The 26,605-nt window shown below is 59.5% G+C and carries 22 protein-coding genes and 4 pseudogenes; 20 read left to right on the top strand and 6 right to left on the bottom strand.

The window, feature by feature from the left end:
* Both FHT69_RS14290 and FHT69_RS34185 read left to right on the top strand, forming a co-directional pair.
* The coding region (locus FHT69_RS14290; protein WP_246780717.1) for a VCBS domain-containing protein at positions 1 to 1,371 on the top strand (1,371 nt) is incomplete at its 5' end.
* A gap of 415 nt (positions 1,372 to 1,786) precedes the next feature.
* A pseudogene (locus FHT69_RS34185) lies at positions 1,787 to 2,006 on the top strand (hypothetical protein).
* Between the two features lie 163 nt (positions 2,007 to 2,169).
* Here FHT69_RS34185 and FHT69_RS14280 read toward each other — a convergent pair.
* Entirely contained in the window at positions 2,170 to 2,916 is a 747-nt protein-coding gene (locus tag FHT69_RS14280; protein WP_183905516.1) for an SOS response-associated peptidase, read from the bottom strand.
* Positions 2,917 to 3,312: 396 nt separating this feature from the next.
* Here FHT69_RS14280 and FHT69_RS14275 point away from each other — a divergent pair, with 396 nt between their 5' ends.
* Positions 3,313 to 4,452 (top strand): glycosyltransferase family A protein, encoded by a 1,140-nt coding sequence (locus FHT69_RS14275; protein WP_183905515.1) that lies wholly within the window; start codon positions 3,313 to 3,315, stop codon positions 4,450 to 4,452.
* A 64-nt stretch (positions 4,453 to 4,516) separates the two neighbouring features.
* Here the strand turns inward: FHT69_RS14275 and FHT69_RS14270 are convergent.
* Together FHT69_RS14270 and FHT69_RS14265 are read right to left on the bottom strand one after the other, a co-directional pair.
* Positions 4,517 to 4,815, bottom strand: a pseudogene (locus FHT69_RS14270) (DUF1236 domain-containing protein).
* 79 nt (positions 4,816 to 4,894) lie between these two features.
* A complete protein-coding gene (locus FHT69_RS14265; protein WP_183905514.1) occupies positions 4,895 to 5,644 on the bottom strand; it encodes an IS5 family transposase in 750 nt (249 codons plus the stop codon).
* Between the two features lie 57 nt (positions 5,645 to 5,701).
* Between FHT69_RS14265 and FHT69_RS14260 the strand changes: the two genes are divergently transcribed.
* From FHT69_RS14260 to FHT69_RS14245, 4 genes and pseudogenes are all read left to right on the top strand, one after another.
* Positions 5,702 to 6,067: a hypothetical protein gene (locus tag FHT69_RS14260; protein ID WP_183905513.1), complete on the top strand. Its 366-nt coding sequence runs from the start codon at positions 5,702 to 5,704 to the stop codon at positions 6,065 to 6,067.
* 189 nt (positions 6,068 to 6,256) lie between these two features.
* Entirely contained in the window at positions 6,257 to 6,946 is a 690-nt protein-coding gene (locus FHT69_RS14255; RefSeq protein WP_183905512.1) for a carbonic anhydrase, read from the top strand.
* A gap of 4 nt (positions 6,947 to 6,950) precedes the next feature.
* Complete coding sequence (locus FHT69_RS14250) at positions 6,951 to 8,477, top strand: SulP family inorganic anion transporter (RefSeq protein ID WP_097623357.1); 1,527 nt, start codon at positions 6,951 to 6,953, stop codon at positions 8,475 to 8,477.
* A 729-nt stretch (positions 8,478 to 9,206) separates the two neighbouring features.
* Positions 9,207 to 9,710, top strand: a pseudogene (locus FHT69_RS14245) (winged helix-turn-helix domain-containing protein); the annotation flags it as partial.
* Between the two features lie 68 nt (positions 9,711 to 9,778).
* Here FHT69_RS14245 and FHT69_RS14240 read toward each other — a convergent pair.
* On the bottom strand, positions 9,779 to 10,729 hold the full coding sequence (locus FHT69_RS14240; RefSeq protein WP_183905511.1) for a LysR family transcriptional regulator: 951 nt from the start codon (positions 10,727 to 10,729) through the stop codon (positions 9,779 to 9,781).
* Between the two features lie 94 nt (positions 10,730 to 10,823).
* Between FHT69_RS14240 and FHT69_RS14235 the strand changes: the two genes are divergently transcribed.
* From FHT69_RS14235 to FHT69_RS14190, 10 genes are all read left to right on the top strand, one after another.
* A complete protein-coding gene (locus FHT69_RS14235; RefSeq protein WP_028757989.1) occupies positions 10,824 to 11,708 on the top strand; it encodes a dioxygenase in 885 nt (294 codons plus the stop codon).
* Positions 11,705 to 12,763, top strand: a complete 1,059-nt coding sequence (locus FHT69_RS14230) for a maleylacetate reductase (RefSeq protein WP_097623359.1) — start codon at positions 11,705 to 11,707, stop codon at positions 12,761 to 12,763. The genes FHT69_RS14235 and FHT69_RS14230 overlap by 4 nt, the downstream gene beginning before the upstream one ends.
* Positions 12,764 to 12,817: 54 nt before the next feature.
* Positions 12,818 to 14,098 carry an ABC transporter substrate-binding protein gene (locus FHT69_RS14225; protein ID WP_028757987.1) on the top strand — a complete coding sequence of 427 codons (1,281 nt, stop codon included), beginning with the start codon at positions 12,818 to 12,820 and terminating at the stop codon, positions 14,096 to 14,098.
* A gap of 61 nt (positions 14,099 to 14,159) precedes the next feature.
* Positions 14,160 to 14,879, top strand: coding sequence for an ABC transporter ATP-binding protein (locus tag FHT69_RS14220; RefSeq protein ID WP_097623395.1), 720 nt, complete (start codon positions 14,160 to 14,162; stop codon positions 14,877 to 14,879).
* Entirely contained in the window at positions 14,879 to 15,598 is a 720-nt protein-coding gene (locus FHT69_RS14215) for an ABC transporter ATP-binding protein (RefSeq protein ID WP_097623360.1), read from the top strand. Before FHT69_RS14220 ends, FHT69_RS14215 begins: the two co-directional genes overlap by 1 nt.
* The gene (locus FHT69_RS14210; protein ID WP_097623361.1) at positions 15,585 to 16,448 is read left to right on the top strand and encodes a branched-chain amino acid ABC transporter permease; all 864 of its coding nucleotides are present in this window, start codon (positions 15,585 to 15,587) and stop codon (positions 16,446 to 16,448) included. The genes FHT69_RS14215 and FHT69_RS14210 overlap by 14 nt, the downstream gene beginning before the upstream one ends.
* Before the next feature lie 9 nt (positions 16,449 to 16,457).
* A complete protein-coding gene (locus FHT69_RS14205) occupies positions 16,458 to 17,543 on the top strand; it encodes a branched-chain amino acid ABC transporter permease (protein ID WP_097623362.1) in 1,086 nt (361 codons plus the stop codon).
* Positions 17,536 to 19,290, top strand: coding sequence for an FAD-dependent monooxygenase (locus FHT69_RS14200; protein ID WP_183905510.1), 1,755 nt, complete (start codon positions 17,536 to 17,538; stop codon positions 19,288 to 19,290). The genes FHT69_RS14205 and FHT69_RS14200 overlap by 8 nt, the downstream gene beginning before the upstream one ends.
* A gap of 7 nt (positions 19,291 to 19,297) precedes the next feature.
* Positions 19,298 to 20,182, top strand: a complete 885-nt coding sequence (locus tag FHT69_RS14195) for an intradiol ring-cleavage dioxygenase (RefSeq protein WP_097623364.1) — start codon at positions 19,298 to 19,300, stop codon at positions 20,180 to 20,182.
* A 477-nt stretch (positions 20,183 to 20,659) separates the two neighbouring features.
* A complete protein-coding gene (locus tag FHT69_RS14190; protein WP_097623365.1) occupies positions 20,660 to 21,727 on the top strand; it encodes an AI-2E family transporter in 1,068 nt (355 codons plus the stop codon).
* On the opposite strand, the gene FHT69_RS34550 is transcribed toward FHT69_RS14190, so the two are convergent.
* Both FHT69_RS34550 and FHT69_RS14185 read right to left on the bottom strand, forming a co-directional pair.
* Complete coding sequence (locus FHT69_RS34550) at positions 21,720 to 21,842, bottom strand: hypothetical protein (RefSeq protein WP_254955937.1); 123 nt, start codon at positions 21,840 to 21,842, stop codon at positions 21,720 to 21,722. The two genes, FHT69_RS14190 and FHT69_RS34550, sit on opposite strands and share 8 nt — an antisense overlap.
* Before the next feature lie 89 nt (positions 21,843 to 21,931).
* Positions 21,932 to 23,491 carry a phospholipase D family protein gene (locus tag FHT69_RS14185; RefSeq protein ID WP_183905509.1) on the bottom strand — a complete coding sequence of 520 codons (1,560 nt, stop codon included), beginning with the start codon at positions 23,489 to 23,491 and terminating at the stop codon, positions 21,932 to 21,934.
* 247 nt (positions 23,492 to 23,738) lie between these two features.
* Between FHT69_RS14185 and FHT69_RS14180 the strand changes: the two genes are divergently transcribed.
* From FHT69_RS14180 to FHT69_RS14170, 3 genes and pseudogenes are all read left to right on the top strand, one after another.
* A complete protein-coding gene (locus FHT69_RS14180) occupies positions 23,739 to 24,488 on the top strand; it encodes a sulfite exporter TauE/SafE family protein (RefSeq protein ID WP_183905508.1) in 750 nt (249 codons plus the stop codon).
* Between the two features lie 426 nt (positions 24,489 to 24,914).
* A pseudogene (locus FHT69_RS14175) lies at positions 24,915 to 25,028 on the top strand (TerC family protein); the annotation flags it as partial.
* A 444-nt stretch (positions 25,029 to 25,472) separates the two neighbouring features.
* A complete protein-coding gene (locus tag FHT69_RS14170) occupies positions 25,473 to 26,357 on the top strand; it encodes a DUF72 domain-containing protein (RefSeq protein WP_097623396.1) in 885 nt (294 codons plus the stop codon).
* Positions 26,358 to 26,605: the final 248 nt, after the last annotated feature.

Here is a 26,605-nt window from a genome sequence, read left to right as displayed (position 1 = left end):
CAGGCGCTCAACCAGGGCGACGCCGTCAGCGACACGCTGAGCGTCAGCTCGCTCGACGGCACGGCCAGCCACAACATCGTCGTCGCCATCACCGGCGCCAACGATGCGGCTTCGATCGTCGTCGATGCGACGGTCACCGACGATCGGGCGACGGTCGAGGCGGGTGCGGCCGGCAGCGGCGATGCGAGTGCCTCCGGCAAGCTGACGGTCAGCGATGTCGACGACGGCGAGGCGGCGTTTGCCGCCCCGGCCTCCCTCAACGGCATCTATGGCAGCTTCACCTTCAATGCCGCCACCGGCAGCTGGACCTATACGCTCGACAATAACCGGGCCGCGACGCAGGCGCTCAACCAGGGCGACGCCGTCAGCGACACGCTGAGCGTCAGCTCGCTCGACGGCACGGCCAGCCACAACATCGTCGTCGCCATCACCGGCGCAGATGATGGTCCAGCTAGGCAGGCGCCGACCGACATTAAGCTGACGCCTGTCGTTCCGGCGGATAGCGTCAACTTCAATAGTTTTGAGTTCAGTGGGCTGCTGACGGCGACTGATCCCGACGCAGGTGGATTCAGCTTCAGCATTGCCTCGCAGTCGAATCCGGGCTTATTTTCGATTACCGGCAATACGCTTCATTCGGATGCGCTGTCGACGAACGGTACATTTTCAGTGACGGTAACGGCAACGCAGACCGGTGATCCTATAGGCCCGGCCTTCGAAAAGACCGAGACGTTCACGATTATCACCGGTGGCAATGGCAACTCAGCGGACAATCCGACCGGTGGAACGGGCGACGATATGCTCTACGGCGGTGGCGGTAACGATATGATGTTCGGGCTCGGAGGTGACGACACTCTTTTTGGCCAAGACGGCAATGACACTCTAAACGGTGGTGTTGGCAACAACACCCTGACCGGGGGCGTGGGAAATGACACCTTCTTTTTCCAAAGATTTGCCACCACCACGAACCATATGACTGACTTCAATGCTGGGACGAATAGCACAACCGTGGACAGGTTCCAATTGGACGTTGGAGGCGGCACGTTCGAGTTCGCCGTCGGCAACAACAATACAAGCGTGGACAACGTGAAGGTGGGAAACAACGGCACGATCAATGTTGCCGGAACGGAGGTTGCCGTCAAAACGGACGTGAGCGTCACGAACGCAACCGTCCAGAGCACCATCAATAGTTACAGCAACATAACCACAGGGGCATTGTTCGTGTTCCACAATACGGATCTCGGCCATGCCGCGGTTTACTACGATCAGAACCCAAGTTCGGCCGGCGGAGCGGTGCTGGTCGCTGAATTCGACAACATCACCACCCTCGGCGGGCTTTCAAACTTCAACGCGGGCGACTTCTTGTTTAGCTGAGGCGAACTGCGATCATGACCAGCACTCACCGAAGACGCAGCCCCCTCACCTGCGGTGTCCATGAAAGGATCCATTGACGGCGTGGGCAGGTGTCTTCCGACAGCAGCGAGATTCTGCGCCCATTCCCGTACTCGGGCCTGACGGGGAGGTCCCGGAGTTTGTGCGCCCAGCGCGCTGGGCGCGACGGATTCATCGGTGGATAGCATCAGGTCACACGCGTTGCGGCAGCCTGCCGACCTCAATTGCTGCCATCGTTGGGCCGTGCTGGCGCTGTCATTGCCGCTGTCCGAAGCGATTTTTCCGTCCGGCTGTTGGCCGAAATAGGTGCCACCAAAATCGCGACGCGAAGAGCGAAAACAACCGCGATCCCGAGACAAAAATCTCGGCGACGCGATGAAGCGGAATGGCGATTGAGATGGCCAATCCCGAGAAGGACGCAGCCGGGCAGTTCGCAAAATCCCGGGATCGACCGGAAAAGCAGCGGCGTTGCTAGCGCCAAGCCTACCGTCATCACCGGCTCGGAATATGCCCCGGTGCACAAGAATCCGCCCGGCAAGAAGAAGCCGAGGAAGGACTGGGACATCAAATACGATCCCTCCGATATGAATGAGCGCAGAAGGCCGCTCGTCGGATAGAATTTAATTCATGCAACGCGGCTAGTCTTTTTTCTGCATGTTGGCTGCAGGCTGCGGAGGTAGTGAAGACAAGGTGAACCAGCCTTTCAAGCCAAGCCATTTGGGCAGGACGCGCAAAAGTTTCCCTCGTCCTGTAGTCGCCGGCGCAATCGAATTGCCGAAGTTAAAGCCGCGGGTCCAATCCCTCGGTCAAGCTTGGGCTTTCGATGCTAAACTGCGGCTCGATAATATCTGGTCCGGTGTTCTTCGGGCTATTAACCCCTATGCCGATAGGCCACATGGTCATTAGCTCTGTCGCATAGGGCTTCATTAGGTCTGCCGGATCTGGATTAGAGGCCAGCCAGCAGTCATAATTGGCTTGACGGAGGATAACCGGCATACGTCCACTGATCGTCGCCATCATCTCATTCGAGGCGCAGGTTACGACCGCGAAGCTGCGGATATCGATGCCAACCGGGTGGCGCCAACTCTCCCAAATGCCCGCAAGAGCGAACGGCACGTCGCTCCTCATCCCAATAGCGTAGGGTTGCTTGTCACGACGGTTGGCGGAGATGTTGTACTTCCACTCAAAGAAGCCGCTGACTGGGATCAGACAGCGGCGCGACCGGTAAGCAGGTCCGGACAGTCCGTGGGTGGCAATGTTTTCGCACCGAACGTTGATCAATGGGAGACGCCGGTCATTCGGCTTCATAGATGCCGGCACTAGTCCCCAAACCGCGATTGTAAAGACGGGCGCCATGATGCCCGTGTCCGGATCTGCGTCTTGGATGATGATCGGGTAGACCTGCCCCGGTGCACCGTTATATCGAGGGATGTCGTTAACCAAGCCTTCAAGCGCGCCTTGTCCGGCGAAAGCGAAACTACGCGCAAGTTCGTGAAGCGATTCCTTGATAAAAACGCGATTACTCATCCGGCATTCCGTTGGGGAAACTACCTATTTAGATATAACCCTGCCCCCGCAGGTCAAGGCAGCCCGCCGACAATCAATACCCAATCTGGGTCAATTGCTATTGTGGCTGATGAACTTGCGGGCCATGACTCCGGTACAAACGTTACTAATTTCGCAGGCGGGTCCAGTTACTCACCAGCGTGTGGCTGACATATCAACCGCTTCTACCAAAGGAGAGGGTCTGGTCAGACTAAAGTCCGTTTGCGCCCCGCGGAACAAAGTAGAATGTAGGTGTTGAAGGCGATCTTCTACTATGCCGGCCCGCTTCGAGCTGGAAACGAAAGCGGCAAAACCAAAAAGGCAGTCCCTTCATCTGTTTGGAAGTATCTTTGTCGTTGACGTGGCGAGAGATCTGCAATGCTTTCAACTACAGATGAGGATCGGGGAGGCACTCTTTATTCTAACCAGCCTCCGGTCTCTGTCGTCATCCCGGCCTTCAATGCTTCCACCTATATTGAGCGCACGCTTCGGTCCGCTATGTGCCAGACCTACACCTCCCTGGAGATTATCGTTGTCAACGACGGTTCCACGGACGACACAGCAAAACTCGTGGAGCAGATTGCGACGTCAGACTCGCGGATCCGCCTCCTCTCCACCCCCAACCGCGGCGTCGCCGCCGCAAGGAATACCGGGATCGAGGCATCATCAGGTCGGTACGTGGCATTCCTTGATGCAGACGATCTCTGGCACCCAACGAAAATCAAAAAACAGGTGAACGCTCTCAACCGGTTGTCCTCGCACTGGGCTGCGGTCTACACGCTGCATTACATCATCAACGAGGACGACGAGATCATTCGCCCTGGCAGTTCCGATGTCGCAAGAGGATATATCTACGCCCGGCATCTGAATGTTAAATATATAGGGAATGGAAGCGCGCTTCTCGTCCGGCGGAACGTCGCACTTGCGATAGGCGGGTTTGACAGCTCATATGCTGCAGCCGGGGTTGGAGGCTGCGAGGACCTCGATTTCGAGCTCAAGCTAGCCGCACGCTACTTCATCGAAGTCGTTCCCGAGCGGCTGGTGGGATATCGAAAGCATCCCGGCAGCATGTCTTCCGATCACGTGCGAATGGGCAAGAGCGCTCTGGAAGTCGTCCGGCGTTCGCTGGCCGCAAATCCGCAAGTCCCCCGATACGCGATTGGAAGTGCAATCGACGCCACGCAGAAATATGCGTTTTGGGAATTCCGACAAGCTCGGAGAACGTATCTGTCACTCGTGACCATTGGGGTGATTTTCCGAAGCGACCCGCGTTTCGTGGTTCGGCTTGTGCTCGAGAAGGGTCTGCGCCGAATACAACACTGTCTTCGTCTCGGGACGACCACAGCAAACGGTGAAGATCAGCCGCGAATGAAGAGGTTGAAATTCGACGATCATATTGCTCCTTGGCGTCTCGAATGCCCAAAGGAGACCCCGCGATTACGACGTCATCTGAAACGGCTGGCTGCGGTGGATGCGAAGCTGAATTCAGCCCTCGCTCGCCGAGCAAACAGCACCTGATACGGACGGAGGAGGATGACAGAGGAATCGCGGGCCTTGGAAGCAGGCCAGCGATGCTTTCAATTTATTTGATGACCTCAATCACGGTGCGGGTCTTCGGATTGACGAGCACACGTTTTTGATGACGACCACATAACCGTAATCAGGTTGATCGGGGTTTGTGTGGATCTCGACCGTGTCAGGAAGCGCCGTTCCGACTGCGACGTCACCTTCAAAGGTGACGGATGGCGTTTCCTGTTTTTGGACATAGGCCTTGACCTCGCCAGGAACGACGACCGTCGTTGTCTGTGCCACCGCCGCTCCTCCCAGTGATAGAAACAACGTTACCGCAGAGCTGACTAATTGGCGGCTCGGGCACGCGATCGTCAGGCGTGCGAATGGCCCATTTGGAAATGAACTGGGTAATCGCCGGCGGTCGCGGATGGCCTACTTCCATCCAGAACTATCGTGCGCTGAGGCGGACACAGGCCAGCTTTGTCATGGCGAGGAAACTCGTGCCTAACTTCTCATAACGGGTTGCGATGCGTCGATAACATTTGAGCTTACTGAAGAACCGCTCAATCAGATTTCGCTTTCTGTAAAGCCAAGGAATGAAGACGATTGGCCTCTTTCGGTTGGATTTTGGCTGAATGTTCGCCCATGATCGTTTCATTCTCACTTCCGCACGAAGCCAATCGGCATCATAGGCTTTGTCCGCGAGAACCATACCGCCTGGGGAGAGATCAGTAAGCAGCTCTTTCACCGCAGTGAGGTCGTGAGCGTGACCGGGCGTGATAGCAAACTTGATCGGTAGCCCCTTGCCATCAGTGATGGCATGAATTTTGGTCGTGAGACCACCCCGACTTCGCCCAAGGCAACGATCTGGATGTTCGGTCGTTAGCGTGGCCGCCAGATGATGGACGCGAACAGAGGTGCCATCAATCATTGCGATGCCATCATTCGAAGGGTTCGCCATGGCCTCCATCAGCCTGTCCCAAACTCCAGCTATCGTCCAACGCCTGAAGCGATTGTAGCATGTCGTATATGGTCCATATCGTTCAGGGACATCACGCCACGGGGCTCCAGATCGAAGAACCCAAAAGATGCCGTTCAGCACTCGCCGGTCATCGACGCGAGTGACACCTCGTGATTTGTTGGGCAGGAGCGGCTTGATCACGCGCCACTCGAAGTCGGTCAGGTCATATCGGCTCACGATGATCTTGAATCAAAAATCAGAGCGATACGAAAGGGGCCACTTGCGGTGGGGTAGTTGCAGTCCGACACCTTCCACTACAGAATGAGCGGCATGTTCAATTACTACCTAATCTCGCCGGGAGAGCGGCCACGATCCATCTCTGTCGCGCCCCATCTCTGGGGCAACGACTGCGACTTCGATTCAGATGGAAATGATGATGAAGCGCCGGTTGGTGGCTGGACGGAACTGACCGTTGCACTCCGCCCAGAATGTGAGGAACGCATCGATATCGATCCTATCGACGACAAAGAGCCGCTTGTGCTCGCAATCCGTTCAGAATCGGCTGATCTAGCCAAGAAAGCCGCCTCTTTCTCCAGTTACATTCTGGCGGAGAGCTCAGCGAACAAGCCCCTCGCTAATTTCGCACCATCGATTTTATAGGTTCACGGCCTAAAATCATTTCACAATCCACTCACAAGATTTTTATAGATTAGATTGCAATCATTCCGTGTCGGCTATTTTCTCGCCGGCAACTTCCCCTATCTCGCACTTGCGAAATATCGCGCATGCCAACCCGCCGGGCTGGGTACGCCCCCTGCCTGCCGTCCGGCCCAACACAAGGACTCGACAATGGGTGATTTGCTTAAAGGGATCTCCAGCTTTCGCGGTGCCGTCTTTCCAGACCATCAGGCACTTTATCGCAAGCTGGCGGAGGAGGGACAGCAGCCGCAGGCGCTGATGATTTCCTGCGCCGACAGCAGGGTGATGCCCGAAACAATCACGCAGTCCGGCCCCGGCGAACTCTTCGTCTGCCGCAATGCCGGAAATATCGTTCCTCCCTTTTCCACGGCAAATGGCGGTGTATCATCGGCGATAGAATACGCGGTCGTAGCACTCGGCGTTCGTGATATCATCGTGTGCGGGCATTCCGATTGCGGTGCGATGAAAGGGCTTTGCCATCCCGATCTTCTGAAGCCGATGCCGAATGTCGCTGCCTGGCTGAAGCATAGTCATGCTGCCCATTCGATTGTTTGCGAAGCCTACCCCGTCGACCTGTCCGAGCGTCAAAGAATTCGCGCCATCGCGATGGAAAACGTCGTCGTCCAGCTCGACCACTTGCGCACGCATCCTTCCGTCGCCGCCAAGCTGGCGACCAACGACATTACCCTGCACGGGTGGTTCTTCGATATCGAGACGGGGGATGTGCTCGTCTATGACGGTGCGGCCGCTCGCTTCACGGAAATCCTTGAGAACAGGCCCTTGCCCGTCGCGGTTAAGGGTCGTGGTCGTCCGCATGTGATTCCGCAAGCCGCGGAGTAGGCCGATGATTTCCAGCTCTGTTCTTTCGCGGGACCTCGCGTCGTCCCTAGTCGTGTTCCTGGTCGCCATACCGCTTTGCCTCGGGATTGCGGTGGCCTCAGGAGTTCCTGTGGCCATGGGCCTCATATCCGGCATTGTCGGCGGCCTCGTTGTCGGCCTCTTGGCCGGATCCCCGCTTCAGGTGTCGGGGCCGGCGGCGGGTTTAGCCGTGATCGTCTTCGGCTTCGTCGAGCAATATGGCGCTGCCATGCTCGGGCCGGTTCTCATCGTGGCCGGATTGCTGCAGGTCCTCGCGGGTTTCCTACGGATCGGCTCATGGTTTCGGGCGATTTCGCCTGCGGTCGTCCACGGCATGCTCGCCGGGATCGGCATCCTCATCATTCTTGGGCAGATCCATGTGCTGATGGGGGCAAGGCCCGCTGCCGGAGGCATTGAGAACGTCACTGCCATGGAACAGACCTTCGCTCGCGTATGGGGCGCGGGGCTGACGCGTGAAGCGGTCGCCCTCCTCGTGGGGTTAATTTCCTTGCTTGCCATGATCGCCTGGGAGAAGTTCAGGCCGAAGTCCCTGACGCTGGTACCTGGTGCCCTGGTGGGGGTCGCGGCCGGTACGACTTTGACGGTGGGGATGCAACTGCCGATCGCAAGAGTGGAGGTGCCGTCCTCTCTCGTCGAAAGCATTACACTGCCGACGCTCGATGGCTTCGCCAGGATGGTCGAGCCCGGTATCATCGTGGCGACGCTGGTCATTGCGGTGATCGCCAGTGCGGAAACGCTGCTGTCATCCGCCGCCGTTGATCGAATGCATGATGGCGTGCGGACCCGCTTCAACAAGGAGTTGTTTGCCCAGGGCATCGGCAACGGACTTTGTGGTCTGCTTGGTGCCTTGCCGATTACCGGTGTCATCGTCAGATCGTCCGCCAACATTCAGGCCGGCGCACGGACACGGGCGTCGGCCGTTCTGCACGGCGTTTGGATCCTTGGGCTGGTGGCATTTCTGCCGCAACTGCTCGCGATGGTGCCGCTGACCGCACTTGCCGCGGTGCTGCTTGTGACAGGATGGCGGCTGATCAGTCTCCATCACGTCCGGCACCTCTTCGATCATCACGGCTGGGTTCCCGTGGGAATCTGGACCGCGACGGTGGCGATGGTGGTGCTTCAGGACCTGCTCGTCGGCGTGGCGCTCGGCCTTGCGCTGTCCATACTGGAAATCCTACCGCACCTCCGTCGCAAACTTGCCATCGACAGGTTGGAGGATGAGGAAACCATCCACCTCGACCTCGTCGGCGCGGCGACTTGCAAGGACGTTCCTGTACTGCTCAACACGCTGGAAGCGCTTCCCGAGGGTCGTAAGATCAGGATCGCGGGTGCCCGCTTGCATTATCTTGATCATACCAGCGCCGAGACCCTGCGCGACTGGTTGAAGCGCGAGAAGAAATCAGGGCGCCTCGTCGAAATAGAGCATCCGCCGGTCGGACGCCATCGCCGGCTGAAACCGATCTTTGAACGGCTATCAGAGGAAGTTGCCTGATCGGCGGAGAAGAACCAGCTATCTAGCGACAATGTTCTTGCCCCGCTTGCGGGGCAAGAACAGCAAGAAGGGAAGCGCGAAACATTCCGTCACTTCCATTGCTGCGGCCATACGAGATGCCAAATTACAGTCACGCCTTGTTGGCACTCGGTCTCTCGAGCCCGATATTGGCGAAGCCGATGATCGCCAGCTCATGCGGAATTCCTAGGCCGAACTCGCTACGGATGACATCCATCGCTCCCAGCGCCAAAATGCCGTTATCACACGTCAATACGTCGACGCTGGCCTCCAGATTAGTTTAAGCCGCGCGACTTCAGTCACATTCGAGATCCAAATTTACCGAACTTTACTCGAGCTTTGCGTCACTTAGCATTCGCGCGGCTATTCTATTGTTCAGATTGCAAGCGGTATCCGTTTCTGACCCAACGTCAGGCCAAACCAAAGTGACCGATAAAATGTACCGGCCCTACGTCCCGATTTTGGCAACAGTGCTTGCCATTGCTATTTTGGTCGGCGGCATCGACCGGCCGAAGCGCATTGCTCGTTATCCCTGTAACCTCAATTTGGAAGGCCGATGCAATGGGCCAATGTCGCTGATACCAGTAAACAGCTGGCGCGGCGAGCTGACGACTGATATTGCTGGACAAGCGGGACGCTCACCATCCTTCCAAGCCAACTCCTTCCAATTTGATCTCTCTCGCACCCGACGTCCGGGACCGCACTAGCAGAGATACGATCTGTGCTCTGGAATTCGGATCAGACGATTACCTCGGCAAGCTGTTCAATTCGCGAGAACTTGTAGCAAGGATCAGGGCAGTCCTGCGACGAGCCGCTAACGCCGAGGACGCCGACACCCACAAGGTCTTCAACTTCGCAGAACTTATCGCTGACACAAGTACCCGGCGGGTTTGCAAGTTCCTTGGCCCGGAAATCGAGTTGACCGGGGCCGGATTTGACCTTCTGGTGGCCTTTCTTGAGAGGCCGGGCCGACCGTTAACACGTGACCGGCTGCTTGATCTGTCACACGGACGCAGGAGCGAGCCTGTGGACAGATCAATAGACGTCCTGATGAGCAGGCTGCGACGCAAGCTTGGTCAAACCCAAAGTGGCCCGCTTTTCCGGACGATCCGAAATGGCGGTTATCAGTTCACGGCTCCAATCAAGTCAGGCATCCCTGACGGGATAGCTACCATTGGGGCTCTCACCGCGAACGGCAACGTTAGCTCCATATAAGCGGCTGGAGAATTTTGTCGTCTCAGCTTGCCGAAGTGCCCTGCCTGCGGCCGGTGCTTGCATATTGTTCATGAGCCCCAGACCACTGACTGCTCATGCCGCTTTATCAGGTGCTTGAGGTTATCGAAGCCCGTGCGGATGTGACGAGCGAAGTGATCGACGGCGGGCGTGCGGGGTGCGTCCGAGCGCTTCAGCAAACCGAGCGCGCGTTCCGGATGGGGGATGGGGACGGGCAGGGCGGTGATGGATTTGTCGTTGCGCAATGCGAAGACGACACTGTGCGGCATAATGGTCAGCGCATCAGCCGCCTTCATATAGTGGATGACGCTCATGAGGGAGCCGCCCGAATAGCGGATCTTGACTTCGGTTGCGCCGAACGACAGGAGCATGCTGCGCAAGTCGGCGAGAAGCGGGCTACCCGGCGGCGGCGCGACCCAGGGAAAGTCGAGCAGATGCGCAGGCTGTGGACGTCGCTTCATGAGCAGCGGATGGGTGACCCGACAGGCAACGACGTTGCGGCCAGGCAGGATGTGCTGGAATTCCAGGCCGGACCCTTCGTCGAGAATATCGATCGGACAGATGGCCAGATCGATCTGGTCGGCGTGAAGTGCTGCGCGCAGGTCCGGGAAATAGCCGTAGGTCTGGTCGATACGTACATCGGAATGCTGGTTCTGGAACTCGGCGATCATGCCGGCGATTAGCGCATCCATGAAGAAGGGCGTGCCCCCGACGCGCACGACGCCGCTCTTGCCGACCCGAAAACTCTCGACGACATCGGACGCCTTGCGCGATGCCGAGAGCATGGTCTGACCGTGGTCGGCTAAGGCTCGGCCGAGCGGCGTCGGCTGCAGCGGACGGCGGCCCTTGATGAAAAGCGGTTCGCCGATCCGCGCTTCCAGCATGGAAAGCGTGCGCGACACCGCCGGCTGGGAAAGGCCGAGCAGGGCCGCGCCCTCGGTGACGCCGCCGGTTTTGACGGCCGCAGCCAGTTGGACCAGATGTCGTTCATCTATTTTCATAACGATATGATATATTAAACTGGAATAAAATCATCATGGGCAACCTGATCTCGCGCTAATTTATCTCTACCAGCCAATGCCCTGGAGGAGACGCATGACGCCGGGACCGACGGCGCTGCATTTCAGCGAGGCCACCTCGCATGACATGTTCGCGCAACGACTTCCGCATTCGAAGGACGACAGTCTGCCGCAGATTCTGGCGGCTGCGGTGACGCATCTTCATGCCCTCATCCGGGAATTGCGGCCGACCCAGGCGGACTGGCGCAAGGCGATCGAATTTCTGACCGATGTCGGCCATGCCAGCGACGAGCGGCGCCAGGAGTGGGTGCTGCTGTCGGATCTGCTCGGTGTTTCGGCACTGGTCGAGGAAATCAATTCGCGCCGTCCGAAGGCGGCCACCCCCAACACCGTGCGCGGACCGTTCTTCCGCGCGGACGTTCCGCAACTGGCGCTCGGCAGCAATATCTCTCTCGATGGCATCGGCGAGACGGTCGATGTGTCTGGCCGCGTGCAGGATCTCGATGGCGATCCCATCGCAAATGCCGAGATCATCACCTGGCAGGCCAATGCTCAAGGCTTTTACGAAAACCAGCAGCCGGACCTGCAGCCGGAGTTCAATCTGCGCGGCAGCTTCCGCACGGATACGGATGGACATTTCCATTATCGCACCATCAAGCCCTGCGGCTATGGCGTGCCGGACGATGGTCCGGTGGGAAAGCTCCTGCGACAGGCGGGCTATCCGCTGCGCCGCCCCGCGCATCTTCATTTCATCATCAAAGCGCCGGGCTTCGAGACGATCACCACGCATATCTATGACAGCAGCGATCCGCATCTGGCCGAAGACGCGATCTTCAGCGTCAAGCCGGATCTGGTGCGAAGCTTTGAGCGCCAGGGCGAGCGGCAAGGCAAGGGCGCAACGACGTGGCGGCTCGACCTCGCCTTCGTCATGGTCCGCGCCAGACAGGGAGCCGACACATGAGCCGCGACTTCATCTATAGCGGCAGCCCCGCCCATATCGTCTTCGGCCAAGGCAAGAGCGCTGCCGCCTGTGAATGGGTGGAAAAGCTCGGATGCACCGGGGCGCTCGTCCTCTCGACGCCGCATCAGAAGTCGGATGCGGAGGCCCTGGCGGAGCGGCTGGGCTCGCGCGCCGTCGGCGTCTTTACGGGCGCTGTCATGCACACGCCTGTTGATGTCACCGAAAAAGCTATGGAGGTGGTTCGCGAGACGAAGGCCGATTGCATCGTCTCGCTCGGCGGCGGCTCGACCACCGGGCTTGGCAAGGCCATCGCCTATCGCACCGATCTGCCGCAGATCGTCATTCCCACGACCTATGCCGGATCTGAGGTGACGCCGATCCTCGGCCAGACGGAGGGTGGGCGAAAGACAACCGTGCGCCATGCGAGCATCCTGCCTGAGGTGGTGATCTACGATCCGGCACTGACGTTTGGCCTGCCGATCGGCATGAGCGTCACCTCTGGGCTGAATGCCATGGCTCACGCGGTCGAGGCGCTCTATGCTCGGGATCGCAACCCGATTTCGACGCTGATGGCGGCTGAGGGGCTGCGGGCCTTCAAGACCAGCCTGGCTGACATCATCGCCAGACCTTGGGCTCCCGAGGCCCGCGCCGATGCGCTCTACGGTGCCTGGCTCTGCGGCACGGTGCTCGGCACGGTCGGCATGGCGCTGCACCACAAGATCTGCCACACGTTGGGCGGCACCTTCGATACGCCGCATGCCGATACGCATGCGATCATGCTGCCGCACACCGCCGCCTACAATGCCGCCGCCGTGCCGGAGCTTCTGGCGCCGGTCGCTGATATCTTCGGCGGTTCGGTCGGCGGCGGGCTTTGGGATTTCGCCAGGCAAATCGGCTCGCCGCTGGCGCTGAAGGATCTGGGTCTGAGCGAAGCCGATCTGGACCGCGCCGCTGATATTGCCACCGAAAATCCCTATTGGAATCCAAGACCGATCGACCGCGAATCCATTCGCGCCCTGCTGCAGGATGCTTGGGAGGGCAAGCGGCCGGCATGAGCTGACGACAGACACCACGCTCTCTGGGAGGAGAGAAAAATGGGAGGAGGAAACATGTTTACGAGGCGAGATTTTCTGAAGACCACGGCCGCCACCGGGGCACTGGCGGCTACATCCGGGCTTACCGCCCCCGCAATCGCACAGGATGCTGCGATCAAGCTCGGCTATGTCAGCCCGCAGACCGGGCCGCTTGCCGCCTTCGGCGAGGCCGACAAATTTGTCATCGACAGCTTCTTGGCAACCACCAAGTCGATGGGTCTCAACTATGAGATCGTCGTCAAGGACAGCCAGTCCAATCCGAACCGGGCAGCCGAAGTCGCCAAGGAACTGATCGTCACCGACGAGGTGAACCTGATCCTCGTCGCCTCGACGCCGGAGACCACCAATCCGGTGGCGACCACCTGCGAGGCCGAGGAAATGCCCTGCATTTCGACGGTCGCGCCCTGGCAGCCCTGGTTCATCGGCCAGCAGGGCAATCCCGGTGACCCCACGTCCTGGAAACCGTTCAACTATGCCTATCATTTCTTCTGGGGTCTGGAGGACGTCATCTCCGTCTTCACCAATATGTGGGCGCAGATCGAGACCAATAAAAAGGTTGGCGGCCTGTTCCCCAATGACGGCGACGGCAATGCCTGGGGCGACAAGGTCGTCGGCTTCCCGCCGGTGTTGGAGAGAATGGGCTACGGCCTGATTGACCCCGGCCGCTACCAGAACATGACGGATGATTTCTCAGCGCAGATCAACGCCTTCAAATCCGGCCAGTGCGAAATCATCACCGGCGTGGTGATCCCGCCTGACTTCACCACCTTCTGGAACCAGGCCAAGCAGCAGGGTTTCGCCCCGAAGATCGCCTCGATCGGCAAGGCGCTGCTCTTCCCGCAGACCGTGGAGGCGCTCGGCAATGCCGGGCATAATCTGTCGTCGGAAGTCTGGTGGACGCCAAGCCATCCGTTCAAGTCGTCCTTGACTGGGGAAAGTGCGGCTGAGGTGGCAGCGGCCTTCACCAAGGCGACCAACAGGCCCTGGACACAGCCGATCGGTTTTGCCCATGCGCTGTTCGAGCTGGCGGTGGATGCGATGAAGCGGGCCGGGGACCCCAAGGATGGTGATGCCGTCGCAGAGGCGATTGCCGCCACCAAGCTCGATACGCTGGTCGGTCCGATCGCCTGGGACGGCAAAGGCCTGCCGCCATTTGCCGCCAAGAACATTGCCAAGACGCCGCTCGTCGGCGGCCAGTGGCGGTTGAAGGACGGCGGCGGCTACGATCTCGTCATCACCGACAATAAGACGGCGCCGAGCATTCCGGCCGGCGGCAAGATGGAAGCGATCGCCTGATTTTTGGCGCCTGATTTTTGGCGCGGGGCCTGAGGCCCCGCCTGTTCTGGGAGGAATGGGTTTGGCAATTCTCGAACTCGATGGTGTTTCGAAGAAATTCGGCGCCCTGACCGTCGCCGAGCAGATTTCCTTTGCCGTTGGCGAAGGCGAGGCGCTGGGCATTATCGGGCCGAATGGGGCCGGCAAGTCGACCCTCTTCAATCTGATCACCGGCAATATCGCCGCCGATAGCGGCAGCATCCGCTTTCTCGGTAGCGATGTGACGCGCACACCGCCGATGGCGCGCTGCCTGTCGGGCATGGGCCGCACCTTCCAGATCCCGCAGCCGTTCGAGAAGCTGACGGTCTTCGAAAATCTCCTCGTCGCCGGCGCTTTCGGCTCGCGGCGCCGCGAGGCCGAGGTGTCGGACCGCTGCGCCGAAATCCTGGTGGATACAGGGCTGATCGACAAGGCGAATGTGCTGGCCGGAAGCCTGTCGCTGCTGCAGCGCAAGCGGCTGGAACTGGCGCGAGCGCTGGCGACGGAACCGAAGCTGCTGCTGCTCGATGAAATCGCCGGCGGATTGACCGAGGGCGAATGCCGATCGCTGGTTGCCACCATCCGCGCCATTCACGCGCGCGGCGTTGCCGTCATCTGGATCGAGCATGTGCTGCATGCGCTGAATTCCGTCGTCGAGCGGCTGCTGGTGCTGCATTTCGGCACGGTCATCGGGATCGGCAAGCCGGAGGACATTATGGCCTCGCGCGATGTGCGTGAAATCTATCTGGGGATCGAGATCTGATGGCGCTGCTTGAAACCAGAGGCTTGACTGCCTCCTACGGTGATTTCCAGGCGCTGTTCGGTGTCGATATTGCGGTCGGCGCCGGCGAGACCATCGCCATCATCGGCGCCAACGGTGCCGGCAAGACGACGCTGATGCGCTCGATTTCAGGCGTGCTCACCAATGCGCCGGCATCGATCCTTTATCGCGACGAACCGATCGGCGCGCTGCCGGCGCCCGACATCCTGGCGCGCGGCATCTCTATGGTGCCGGAGGGGCGAAAACTCTTTCCGTCGCTGAGCGTCGAGGAGAACCTACTGATCGGCAACTATGGCCGCAAGGTCGACGGGCCGTGGACGCTCGAAAGCGTTTTTTCGCTGTTCCCGATCCTCAAGGAGCGGCGCAACAATGCGGCCACAGCACTTTCCGGTGGGCAGCAGCAGATGGTGGCGATCGGCCGCGGGCTGATGTCCAATCCAGCGGTGCTGCTCTTCGACGAGATCAGCCTTGGACTCGCGCCTGTCGTGGTTCGCGATATCTACGCCGCTTTTCCGCGAATCCGCGAGACCGGCGCTTCGATCGTCATCGTCGAGCAGGACATCGCCCAGGCGCTGAAGGTGGCCGACCGCGTCTACTGCATGATGGAAGGGCGGGTGACGCTCTCCGGCCGCGCCGCCGATGTTAGCCGCGACGACATCCACAAGGCCTATTTCGGGACGGATCACCATGAACTGGCTTGATACCATTCTCCAGGGCGTGCTGCTCGGCGGGCTCTATGCGCTGTTTGCGGCGGGGCTCAGCCTCGTCTTCGGCATCATGCGGCTGGTCAACCTCGCCCATGGCGACCTGATCGTGCTTGCCGCCTTCCTGATCCTGGTGCTGGTGACGACACTCGGGCTCGACCCGTTCGTTGCCGCGGTGATCGCGATGCCCTTGATGTTCGCCATCGGTTGGGGCCTGCAATATTTCCTGCTCAACCGCACGCTCGGCAAGGACATTCTGCCGCCGCTGCTCGTCACCTTCGGCCTGTCGATCGTCATCCAGAATGGCCTGCTCGAAGGCTTCTCCGCCGATAGCCGCCGCGTCTTTGCCGGCAGTCTCGAGAGCGCCTCCGTCAATCTCGGCCCGGCCACTGCCGGCATCATGCCGCTGATGACCTTCTTTTCGGCCGTCGCCGTCATCGTCTGTCTCAACCAGCTGATCTATCGTACATCCGTCGGCCGCGCCTTCCGGGCGACCTCGGACGATCCGGTGACCGCGGGGTTGATGGGCATCCGGCCACACCGCATCTTCGCGCTGGCGACGGGGCTTGCCATGGTCGTGGTGACGATCGCCGCCCTCTATCTCGGGACGCGCGCCAATTTCGATCCGACGTCAGGGCCATCGCGGCTGATCTACGCCTTCGAGGCGGTGATCATCGGCGGGCTCGGCTCGCTCTGGGGCACGCTTGCCGGCGGCATCATCTTAGGCGTTGCCCAGACGGTGGGTGCAGCAATCAATCCGGAATGGCAGATCCTTGCCGGCCATCTGGCATTCCTTGCCGTTCTCCTGTTCAAGCCGCGCGGTCTTTTCCCGCGCGCGGTCGATTGAGGTGCATCGATGACCATGGCCATTCCATCCTTCATCGTCGAGACACGCACCCGGGCATCGACATTATCCGCCGCAGCAGTGATTGCTCTCTTGCTGCTTGCCTTCGCCGCACCCTTCATTGTCTCGCGCGGCGTCATCCAGGACCTGTTCTTCATCCTCACCATGCTGGTGCTGGCGCAGAACTGGAACCTGCTTGCCGGTTATGCCGGGCTGATCTCGGTTGGCCAGCAGGTCTTCGTCGGCTTTGGCGCCTATACCATGTTCGGCTGCGTCATCCTGTTCGGCATCGACCCGGTCGTTGCCATCCTGATCGCCGGGCTGCTTTCTGTCGCTCTCGCTATTCCGACAGCCTTCTTCACCTTCCGGCTCTACGGCCCCTATTTCGCCATCGGCACCTGGGTCGTGGCCGAGGTTGTGCGGCTGCTGCTCGCCCAGTGGAAGGCGCTCGGCGGCGGCACCGGCACCTCGCTGCCCCGGGATGCGACCCGCGACATGATGGGCGTCGGCGCAATGCGCGATCTCTTCGGCATGAAGGCCTCCGAGGCAGGTGACGCGCTGACCTACTGGCTGGCGCTGATCCTCGTCGTCGCGACCATCGGCTTCATCTATGGGCTGCTGCGCAGCAAGCAGGGCCTTGGGCTTGCTGCCGTCCGTGACAACGAGCAAGCGGCCGGCGCCGTCGGCGTCGATGCGCGGCTGATGAAGACGCTGGTCTATCTCGCCACCGCCTTCATCACCGGCATCGCCGGGGCGCTGATCTATGTGCAGAAAGCGCGGATCTCGCCGGATGCCGCCTTCTCGGTCACTGACTGGACGGCCTATGTCATCTTTATCGTGGTGATCGGCGGCATCGGCACGATCGAGGGACCGATCCTCGGCGTCATCATCTTCTTTCTGCTGCAGAACCTCCTCGCCGATTACGGCTCCTGGTACCTGCTGATGCTGGGTCTTCTTGGCATCGCCATCATGCTTTTCGCGCCGCGCGGCCTCTGGGGGCTGTTCTCCGACCGCACCGGCATCCAGCTTTTCCCGGTCCGCCGCGTCTTGAAGGGCGGGCCGCTCAGTCTCACGCATAAGGGAGGGCCTCATGGCTGACATTACCACCGACGTACTCATCATCGGCACCGGCCCGGCCGGCTCCGCCACCGCGGCGCTGCTTTCGTCCTACGGGGTCGAGAACCTGGTGATCAACCGTTACCGCTGGCTCGCCAGCACGCCGCGCGCCCACATCACCAACCAACGCACAATGGAAGTGCTGCGCGATCTCGGCCGCGACGTGGAGGATGAGGCCTATATGTTCGCGGCCGAGCAGGACCTGATGGGTGAGAACGTCTTCTGCACCTCGCTCACCGGCGAAGAGATCGGCCGGTTGAAGAGCTGGGGCAAACATCCGCTGTCACGCGCCGAGCATCAACTGTCGTCGCCGACCCATATGAACGACCTGCCGCAGACCTTCATGGAGCCGCTGCTCTTCAAGACGGCCTGTTCGCGCGGCAGCCAGTCGCGCATGTCGACGGAATATCTGAGCCATGTACAGGATGAAGACGGGGTCACGACCACCTGTCTCGACCGATTGACCGGCAAGGAACTTACCGTCCGCTCGAAATATCTGGTCGGCGCCGACGGCGGCAATTCCAAGGTTGCGGAACATGCCGGCCTCACCTTCGAAGGCAAGATGGGCGTTGCCGGCTCGATGAACATTCTGTTCAAAGCCGATCTGTCGCGCCTGGTCGCCCACCGTCCATCGGTGCTTTACTGGGTGCTGCAGCCGGGTGCGGATGTCGGCGGCATCGGCATGGGGCTGGTGCGGATGGTGAGACCATGGAACGAATGGCTGATCGTCTGGGGTTACGACATCAACCAGCCGCCGCCTGAGGTGGATGAAGCGCATGCGAAGAAAGTGGTACGCGACCTCGTCGGCGATCCCGATCTCGAAATGACCATCAAGTCGGTCTCGACCTGGACCGTCAACAATATGTACGCCACGACGATGTCAAATGGCCGCGTCTTCTGCATGGGCGACGCCACTCACCGCCATCCGCCCTCGAACGGTCTCGGCTCCAACACCTCGATCCAGGACGCTTTCAATCTCGCCTGGAAGCTTGCCTTCGTCCTGAAGGGAGCCGCAGGCCCGGTACTTCTCGACAGTTATCAAGCCGAGCGCGCGCCTGTTGCCAAGCAGATCGTCACCCGCGCCAACAAGTCGATTGAGGAGTTCGGGCCGATCTTCAAGGCGCTCGGACTGCTCGATTCCATCGACCCGGTGAAGATGCAGCAGAACATGGACGCGCGCTGCAACAACACGACGGCTGCCGAAGAGCAGCGCGCCGCGATCCGCAAGGCGATCGCCGACAAGGTCTACGAATTCGATTGCCACGGCGTCGAGATGAACCACCGCTACCGCTCGGGTGCTGCGATTTCAGATGGGCAGGTGGAGCCGGCTTTTACCAAGGATCCGGAACTGCATTGCCAGCAGACGAGCTGGCCCGGTGCGCGGCTGCCGCATGCCTGGGTCTTCTCCGCCACTGGCGAGAAGGTTTCGACGCTTGACCTCACCGGTCACGGCAAATTTGCCGTGCTGACAGGGATCGGCGGGCAGGGCTGGGTCGAGGCGGCCCGCAGTCTCGGCAAGGAATTCGGCACTGAGATCGTTGCCCATGTCATCGGCCCCCGCCAGCCGTGGCAGGATTTTACCGGCGACTGGGCCAATATCCGCGAAATTCGCGACAGCGGCATCCTGCTGGTCCGCCCGGACCACCACGTCGCCTGGCGGCGCGAGGCGATGGCCGACGATCCCGCGACTGAACTGCGCCGCGTGCTGACAGCAATTCTTGGAAAGTGAGATCGTGATGGACGCGCATGAGAAAGGCTTCTTCACCGAAGAAAACTCCGTCGAGGTCGTCACCGGCCGGAACAAGAACGCCAAGGACCAGCGGCTGAAGCAGATCATGGGGGTGGTCACCCGCAAGCTGCACGAGGCAGTGAAGGAGATCGAGCCGAACCAGGACGAATGGATGCAGGCGATCCTGTTTCTGACGCGCACCGGCCAGATGTGCAACGAGTGGCGGCAGGAGTTCATCCTGCTGTCGGATGTTCTCGGCGTCTCGATGCTGGTCGATGCGATCAACAACCGCAAGCCGTCGGGCGCATCCGAAAGCACGGTGCTCGGACCTTTCCATGTCGAGGGTGCGCCGGAACTGGCGATGGGCGCCAATATCTGCCTCGATGCCAAGGGCGAGGACATGGTGATCGGCGGGCGGATCCTTGATACGGCGGGACAACCCATCGGCGATGCGGTTATCGATGTCTGGCAGGCCAATGACGAGGGCTTCTACGACGTGCAGCAGCAGGGGATCCAACCAGACTTCAACCTTCGCGGCGTGTTCCGGACCGGCGCCGACGGCCGCTATTGGTTTCGAGCGGTGAAGCCAAAATATTACCCGATCCCGGATGATGGACCCGTTGGCAAGCTGCTCGGCGCGCTCGGTCGCCATCCCTACCGGCCCGCCCACCTGCACTACATCATCAAGGCCCTCGGCTTCGAGACGCTCACGACACACATCTTCGATCCGGACGACCCGTACATCCAATCTGACGCCGTCTTCGGTGTGAAGGAGAGCTTGCTTGCCCAATTCCAGCACGTTGAGGATCCGGTACTCGCTAGCGAGCTCGGTTTCTCAGGCAAGTTCTGGCAGATAGAGCACGATTTCGTGCTGGCTCGGCCCGAGGAGTAGCATGCTCTTCAGCTGGCGGGTATTCGTCGTTGACCTTACGAATGCGTCAGGATCTTCGAATGGATATGCGCGGGTCAAAGCATCAATCCGTAGGGGGCTGCGCGCCGCAGTCCATCATATGGGCGAAAAGGCGCAGCTTGCTCCCGAGACTGTCGAAGGCGTTTCAAAAATGTGCTTACGCCTCAGGAGTCGATCGCGGCATTCCGCGATAAGCCCTCGGGCCAGGGCTGCCTTTACCGGGTCCTGGTGACGGCTTGGAGACGCGTACTTCTAGCGCTCTGGCGGACGGTGGCCCGCGTGCCGCTCCCTCCGGGCTCGGGTGCGGCTATGGCGGTAGTCAGGTGGTCCACGTTGGTCTCAGGGTGGGATTCGCGTTGGCCTTATGCGGTGACGCGGCTATGGTTGCGACGAGAAATTTTCGCCAAACAATAATCCCGCTACAACGGCGGTGGAGACTGGCCAGCGAACAAGGCAGACATGTCTATCCAACGTACGAGTTTTTATGTCATGCTAGCGGTGGTGACGATCGCGTTCATCTGGCTGCTTATCCCCTATTACGCGGCGGTCTTCTGGGCAGTGATCCTTGCGATCATCTTCTTTCCAGTACACATGCGACTGGCGCAGATGCTAGGGGGTCGACGCAGCATCGCTGCCCTGCTGACGGTGCTGCTATGCATCGGCCTCGTCATCGTGCCGGCGTTGATAATTCTCGTTTCCCTTATCCAGGAAGGCACCAGTCTTTACCAACGGATAAGCAGCAACGAAATCGACCTCAATGACTACTTGGTCCGGATTCAGAATGCGTTGCCTGGCTTCGTCGACAACTGGCTGAACTCATTGAAGCTCGGCGGCTTCGCGGAACTTCGCGCCAACATCTCATCAGGCGCAGTACAGGCAAGCCGGTCGGTCGCCGGGAGCCTTCTGAGTTTTGGACAGAACACGCTGCATTTCTTCATAAGCTTCGGGATCATGCTTTATCTGCTTTTCTTCCTCTTCAGGGATGGGGCTGACCTCGGCCGGTCGATCCGACATGCAATCCCTCTGAATGACGACTATACCCGACAGTTTCGCGACAAGTTTTCCGCTGTTGTTCGGGCAACCGTCAAGGGGAATATCATCATTGCTGTGATCCAAGGAACGATCGGTGGCGTGGCATTCTGGGCCCTGGGAGTCGAGGCGGCCCTTTTGTGGGGCGTCACGATGACGTTCATGTCGATGCTGCCCGCAATAGGAGCAGCTCTCGTATGGGTTCCAGCCGCCATCTGGCTAGCCCTCACGGGTGCCTGGTTGAAAGCATCGATCCTGGTTCTCGTCGGCGTATTTGTCATAGGGCTAATCGACAACCTGCTGCGTCCTCCACTGGTGGGCCAGGGGACGCGGCTGCCCGATTATGTGGTGCTGATTTCAACGGTCGGCGGCATTTCGCTCTTCGGTATCAATGGTTTTGTCATTGGACCCCTGATTGCCGCCTTGTTTATCGCTTCATGGTCGATCTTCGCCGACCAACAGGACGCACACAAACCAGACGCCGGGGATACTAAATAGCGCGGGTCGGGATGGCGAATGGCCAAAGCGCACGCGGGTAATCATGCGCCGGATTGTTGACGACCCGATCGGTCTTGCCGGCTTCGATCCAGATGAATGCTTCGCTTACGGCCAAGACCACGTTCCCCTACGATCGGGTTGTCTCGTGCCGAGCAGCTTCTCACAGCTCAGCTTGGCCTCTCATGACGAGACCAGTCGTCACGGTTATAGCTGAGATTCGAGCGGCAACCACTTGATCAGCCAAGCGGTCGCGCGCCGGGCAATCCCGGCATCCGGCTCGTCTCGGAGGAGAGTATTTTTCCCGTCGACGACCTTAAGCCACCGCACGGATCCCTTTTCGAGCGTTAGGGGATAGCTCAAATCCGCATCGGTTTCTACGGCAAAGATCGCGTCCATTCGCTCGACAAGTTCCTGTGACTCGAACAGGACACCCATTTCGGTGTTTAAGGATACGGACCTCGGATCGAGATTGAGAGATCCGATGAAGCCGTACTTGCCATCCCTGGCAAAGGCCTTCGTGTGAAGGCTGGCCTGCTTGGAACCGCGCAAAGAGAAGGTTCCCATGTCTGCAATCGATTTCAACTCAAAGAGCGCAATGCCGGCTTTCAACAGGGCGGGGCGGTAGCGCGAATATCCCGCGTGAACTGCGGCAACATCGGTGGCTGCAAGCGAGTTCGTCAGAACGGAAACCTTTACTCCTTTGTCGCGTAGCTTCGTCAGCGCCTCGACGCCGCGTTCGCCGGGAACGAAGTACGGCGAGGTGATATGGATGAACTCGGCCGTGCCCGTGATGACCGGGAGCAGCGTTCCCATCAGCGTGTTTTGCCCGCTGCGCAGCTTCCCGGCCGCCTTTTCGGGGGGGTCTGCCAGAACGTCGAGTTTGTGGACCCAGATGTAGCGGTCTTCGGCAACGATATGCGTCAGCGATGTTTCATCGCGAACTGGATCCAGATATGGCTGGGCGCGCTGTTCGAAATGAAGGCGTTCCATATTGCGGCGGAGCTTCTCCAGCTTGTTAGCTCTGCGTGACAGAAGTGCACGCACGGGCACGGCAACCGAACTGTTCCAGTAGCCGTCGAACAGCCGCTCCGTCTTCGCAACGGCTTCACCGACCATCAAGAGATCGAAGTCCCTGAAGTTAGCGTTCTCCCCGGCATCGAAATACGGATCGCCGATATTGCGCCCCCCGACCATCGCGATCCGGCCATCGGCAATCCATGCCTTGTTGTGCATGCGACGGTTGACGCTTCGGAGCCGCAAAGCCATCTCGAGGCCGCGACGTAGGATATGCTCACGTGCCTTTGTGGGATTGAAGAGCCGCAGCTCGATGTTCGGATGACAGTCGATCGCATGGAAGATCTTGTCTGACATGGAGACGCCGAGATCGTCGAGAAGGATCCTCACACGTACGCCACGGTCGGCCGCCGCGACGACCTCCCGCATGATCAGCATTCCGGTCAGGTCCGCATTCCACATATAGTACATGAGATCGAGGCTGCGCCCGGCGGAACGGGCCGCTAGAAGCCTGGCTGCGAACGCGTCCAGGTTGGAGGTGATCAGGACGAGGCCGCTTGCCGCCTCCCGCTTGTGGCACAGCCCAGCGCCGTATCGATCAAGCTCGGTGTCGGCAGCGGCAATCTTGAGGACGTGGGAATCGATTTTCTGGACCCGCTTCAGAAACCCGGCATAGCTTGATGCTGCTGCCAGAGCCCATAGGGCTACCAGCGCTACGGTCGCGATGATGGCAATGCCGAACCAACTCACACGATACCCCTGAGCCGCGGCCAGGAAGCGCTATGCTGACTCGATCCGCCCGGGTAAAATAGGGTCACGCGAGTAGCGAGCAAGATGTCGCCATAGGAGATGCGAAACATGGGCGATTTGACATGATGGCCAGGGTTGCCCCGTCACCGGGAGCGCTGTAAAGCGTCGGTGCCCCTCAACCCGCCCGGGCGCCGGTTTTCGACAAGCGTGTCGCGAACTCAAGCTTAGGTGCTAAGGCGAGCTGAACATGTACGATATTACTCTTCTTTTCCTGGCTGGCTTGTTAGCAGGCAGCATGAATGCGTTGGCGGGCGGCGGGTCGTTCGTCTCCCTGCCTGCGCTGATATCGGTCGGAGTGCCGTCGGTAGCCGCAAATGCGACAAGCACTTTAGCCTTGTTTCCCGGCGGTATGGCAAGCTCGTGGGTTTATCGTGACGGCGTTACGAGTGTGTGCGGCGTCAATGTCGTTCCAATCGCTATGGTGACAATGGTCGGTGGAGTGGCCGGAAGCATTTTGTTACTTCTGACCCCATCCAGGATCTTCGATGGAATACTGCCATGGCTTTTGCTGATGGCGACAGTGATGCTGGCAGTCGGTCCGAGGCTCACCGCCAAGCTCCGGACGCAGGCACGCCCGAGTATTCTGGCCTTCGCAGCGGTTCAGTTCTTTCTCGGTCTCTATGGCGGCTATTTTGGCGGCGCAGTGGGCCTTATGATGCTTGCGGCATGGAGCGCGCTCGGGGGCGGGGACATCAAGAGCCTCAATCCGACAAGAATGGTGATGGTAACTGGCGCAAATGCGGTCGCCGTAGTCACCTTCGTACTCGCCGGAGCAATTGTATGGCAGGAGTGCATTTTCATGACGGTCGGGGCCATTATCGGCGGGTGGATCGGAGCGCATATCGGACGTAGGCTGCCATCGCCGGCCGTCAGGGTTCTAACCGTCGCGGTCGCCGTTTTGACGACAACGGTGTTCTTTTCGCGAGCTTACCTTTGAACGGAGGCGTGCTTTCTAAATTGCGGACTCTCCACCACAACCAGCTGCAGCGTAAGCGCAGAGCGCATCCCTGATCGCCTGAGTCTGACCAGCGCGGCGCCGGGAACGGGCAGCCTTTGTTTTCATCAGCAGCGCACCCGCGCGTCCGGCTACTTCAATGCTACGTCGACTATCGCGCGTGACCGGCGTAGGTCGAGTGCTACCCCTATGCGGGTCATGTTCGGCCTCAAATTGCCTGCGCAAAAGATCATTAGCCATATCAATCAATCCGCCGCTCCGGGCTCCACGCCCTGGCAACCCCTTCCTTAAATAGCGTCTTCCCGATTGCTTTATCGCTCTTTCGGTAGATGTTAACGAGCGGCCGATGTGCTCGTGTCCTGTCGATTGCACGGGGGGACGAAGAATGTCGTCTGGGTTCAGCTCTACGCCGTGGTCATTGGTCTCGCCGCGGCCGGCCTCGAGGCCTCGCAGAGGTGCAAGGCGATCGTAGTCGGCATTCTCGCGGCCACCCTCCTGCGCTTCCTGTTCGCCAGCGCTGCGCGAACGCGGCATGCTAGACACAATGGCAAGTTCCTGTGGTGCAGGACAACGCCGACGGCGCGGCGAACTGGGTAGCCATTTTCTGCAGCCGCGTCCAGCCCATCACGGAAAATCGCTGAACAGACCTGCGTAGGCCGGAACTCACGCCCTTTGTCGGAGTTACGGGGGTGGAAACCGCTGCTAGCCGTCAGAAAAAACGGAAGAGTTCGATGAAGGTACGAGATTACGCCGTTGAAAGTTGCCTGGAAGGATGACGATATCACCGAGACGGCCGAGATGCGGCGGCTGGCAGTCTTCACCAATGAAGGTGAGCTTTAGGCATTATTTTGCTCGGCGATATCGCAATTGAACATCAGGGATATGTCGCTTCTGCTGCGCTTGAAGAGATATCGCAGGACGGTTGGCGGTGCAGCCGAGGCCGAAAGACCTTCACACGGATACCGAATGGTAGAGCGCATTGCTGAAGAGATTGAAAGTCGGCGGGCACGGCGCGCCGAGCGCCGCCAAAAGCAGCGCGAGGCCAATATTGCGCGCGCCGCTAAAATGCATATAGCCCGTCTGGCGAGCGATCCGCTGATTGTGATCAGCTCCGATGGCAATGTCGCCAGGCGGGTCCATATTGGCTGTTCCGGGTGGTATTACTGGCACTGGAAGGGCCATTTTTACCCGACCGACGCTCCCTCCAATCAATTGTTTTCGATCTACCAGCACAATTTCAAGACCGTCGAGCTCAATGCCCCATTTTATTCCTGGCCGACGGTGGCAACTGTCAAGACATGGAAACGTCAGGCCGAGCCGAGCTTCGTCTATACGATCAAGGTGTGCGAGCTCATCACGCATATCAAACGCTTCGAAGATACCCACGCCCTCATTGAAGATTTCGGATACGTCGCAGACGTTCTTGGAATGCAGATGGGATGTTTTCTGTTTCAGCTTCCACCGAGCGTCCGCTACTCCACAGACATGTTGCAAATGATCTTGTCGCAGCTGGATCCCCGTCGCAGGAACGTCGTCGAATTCCGTCACAAGAGCTGGTGGAATGAGGACGTTTATAGTGCGTTTCAAGCTGCAGGCGCGATCTTCTGTTCATGCAGCGGTCCCCGGTTGCCGGATGAGCTTGTTCGGACAGCCGACGACATCTACATCCGGTTCCATGGGATCAAACAATGGTACCGCCATGACTACAGCGATGCCGAATTGACGGTGTGGGCGGAGCGCATCAAGCTGTCTGGCGCTAAGACCGTGTGGGCCTATTTCAACAACGATCGCGATGGCTATTCGATCAAGAACGCCAAGCGGCTTTTAGAGCTGATCGACGCACCGGCCTGATGGCCCGTCTCAAGATCGCTGCTTGTTTTAGCAAGTGATGATTTCATAGCAGTCGCGTAAATACCATCATCGCCTTCATGCTGCCGCCTCAACGAAATCAGGCGGGGACACCGATTTCGCTTTGGTTAGATGGCGGCAACAAGGGAGCGCCAGCGGGCGTTGCCCAGACGAGCGTTCAAGCGATGGCTTGTATGAAACCGAGGAAATGCTGTGAGACGGAAAATAAACCGCCGAGCAGCCGCCAGATC

The organism is Rhizobium sp. BK008 (assembly GCF_014197345.1).
Classification (GTDB): domain Bacteria; phylum Pseudomonadota; class Alphaproteobacteria; order Rhizobiales; family Rhizobiaceae; genus Rhizobium; species Rhizobium anhuiense.
Note: the sequence above shows the minus strand (reverse complement) of the source record. Positions and strands in the feature narration are given on the sequence as shown.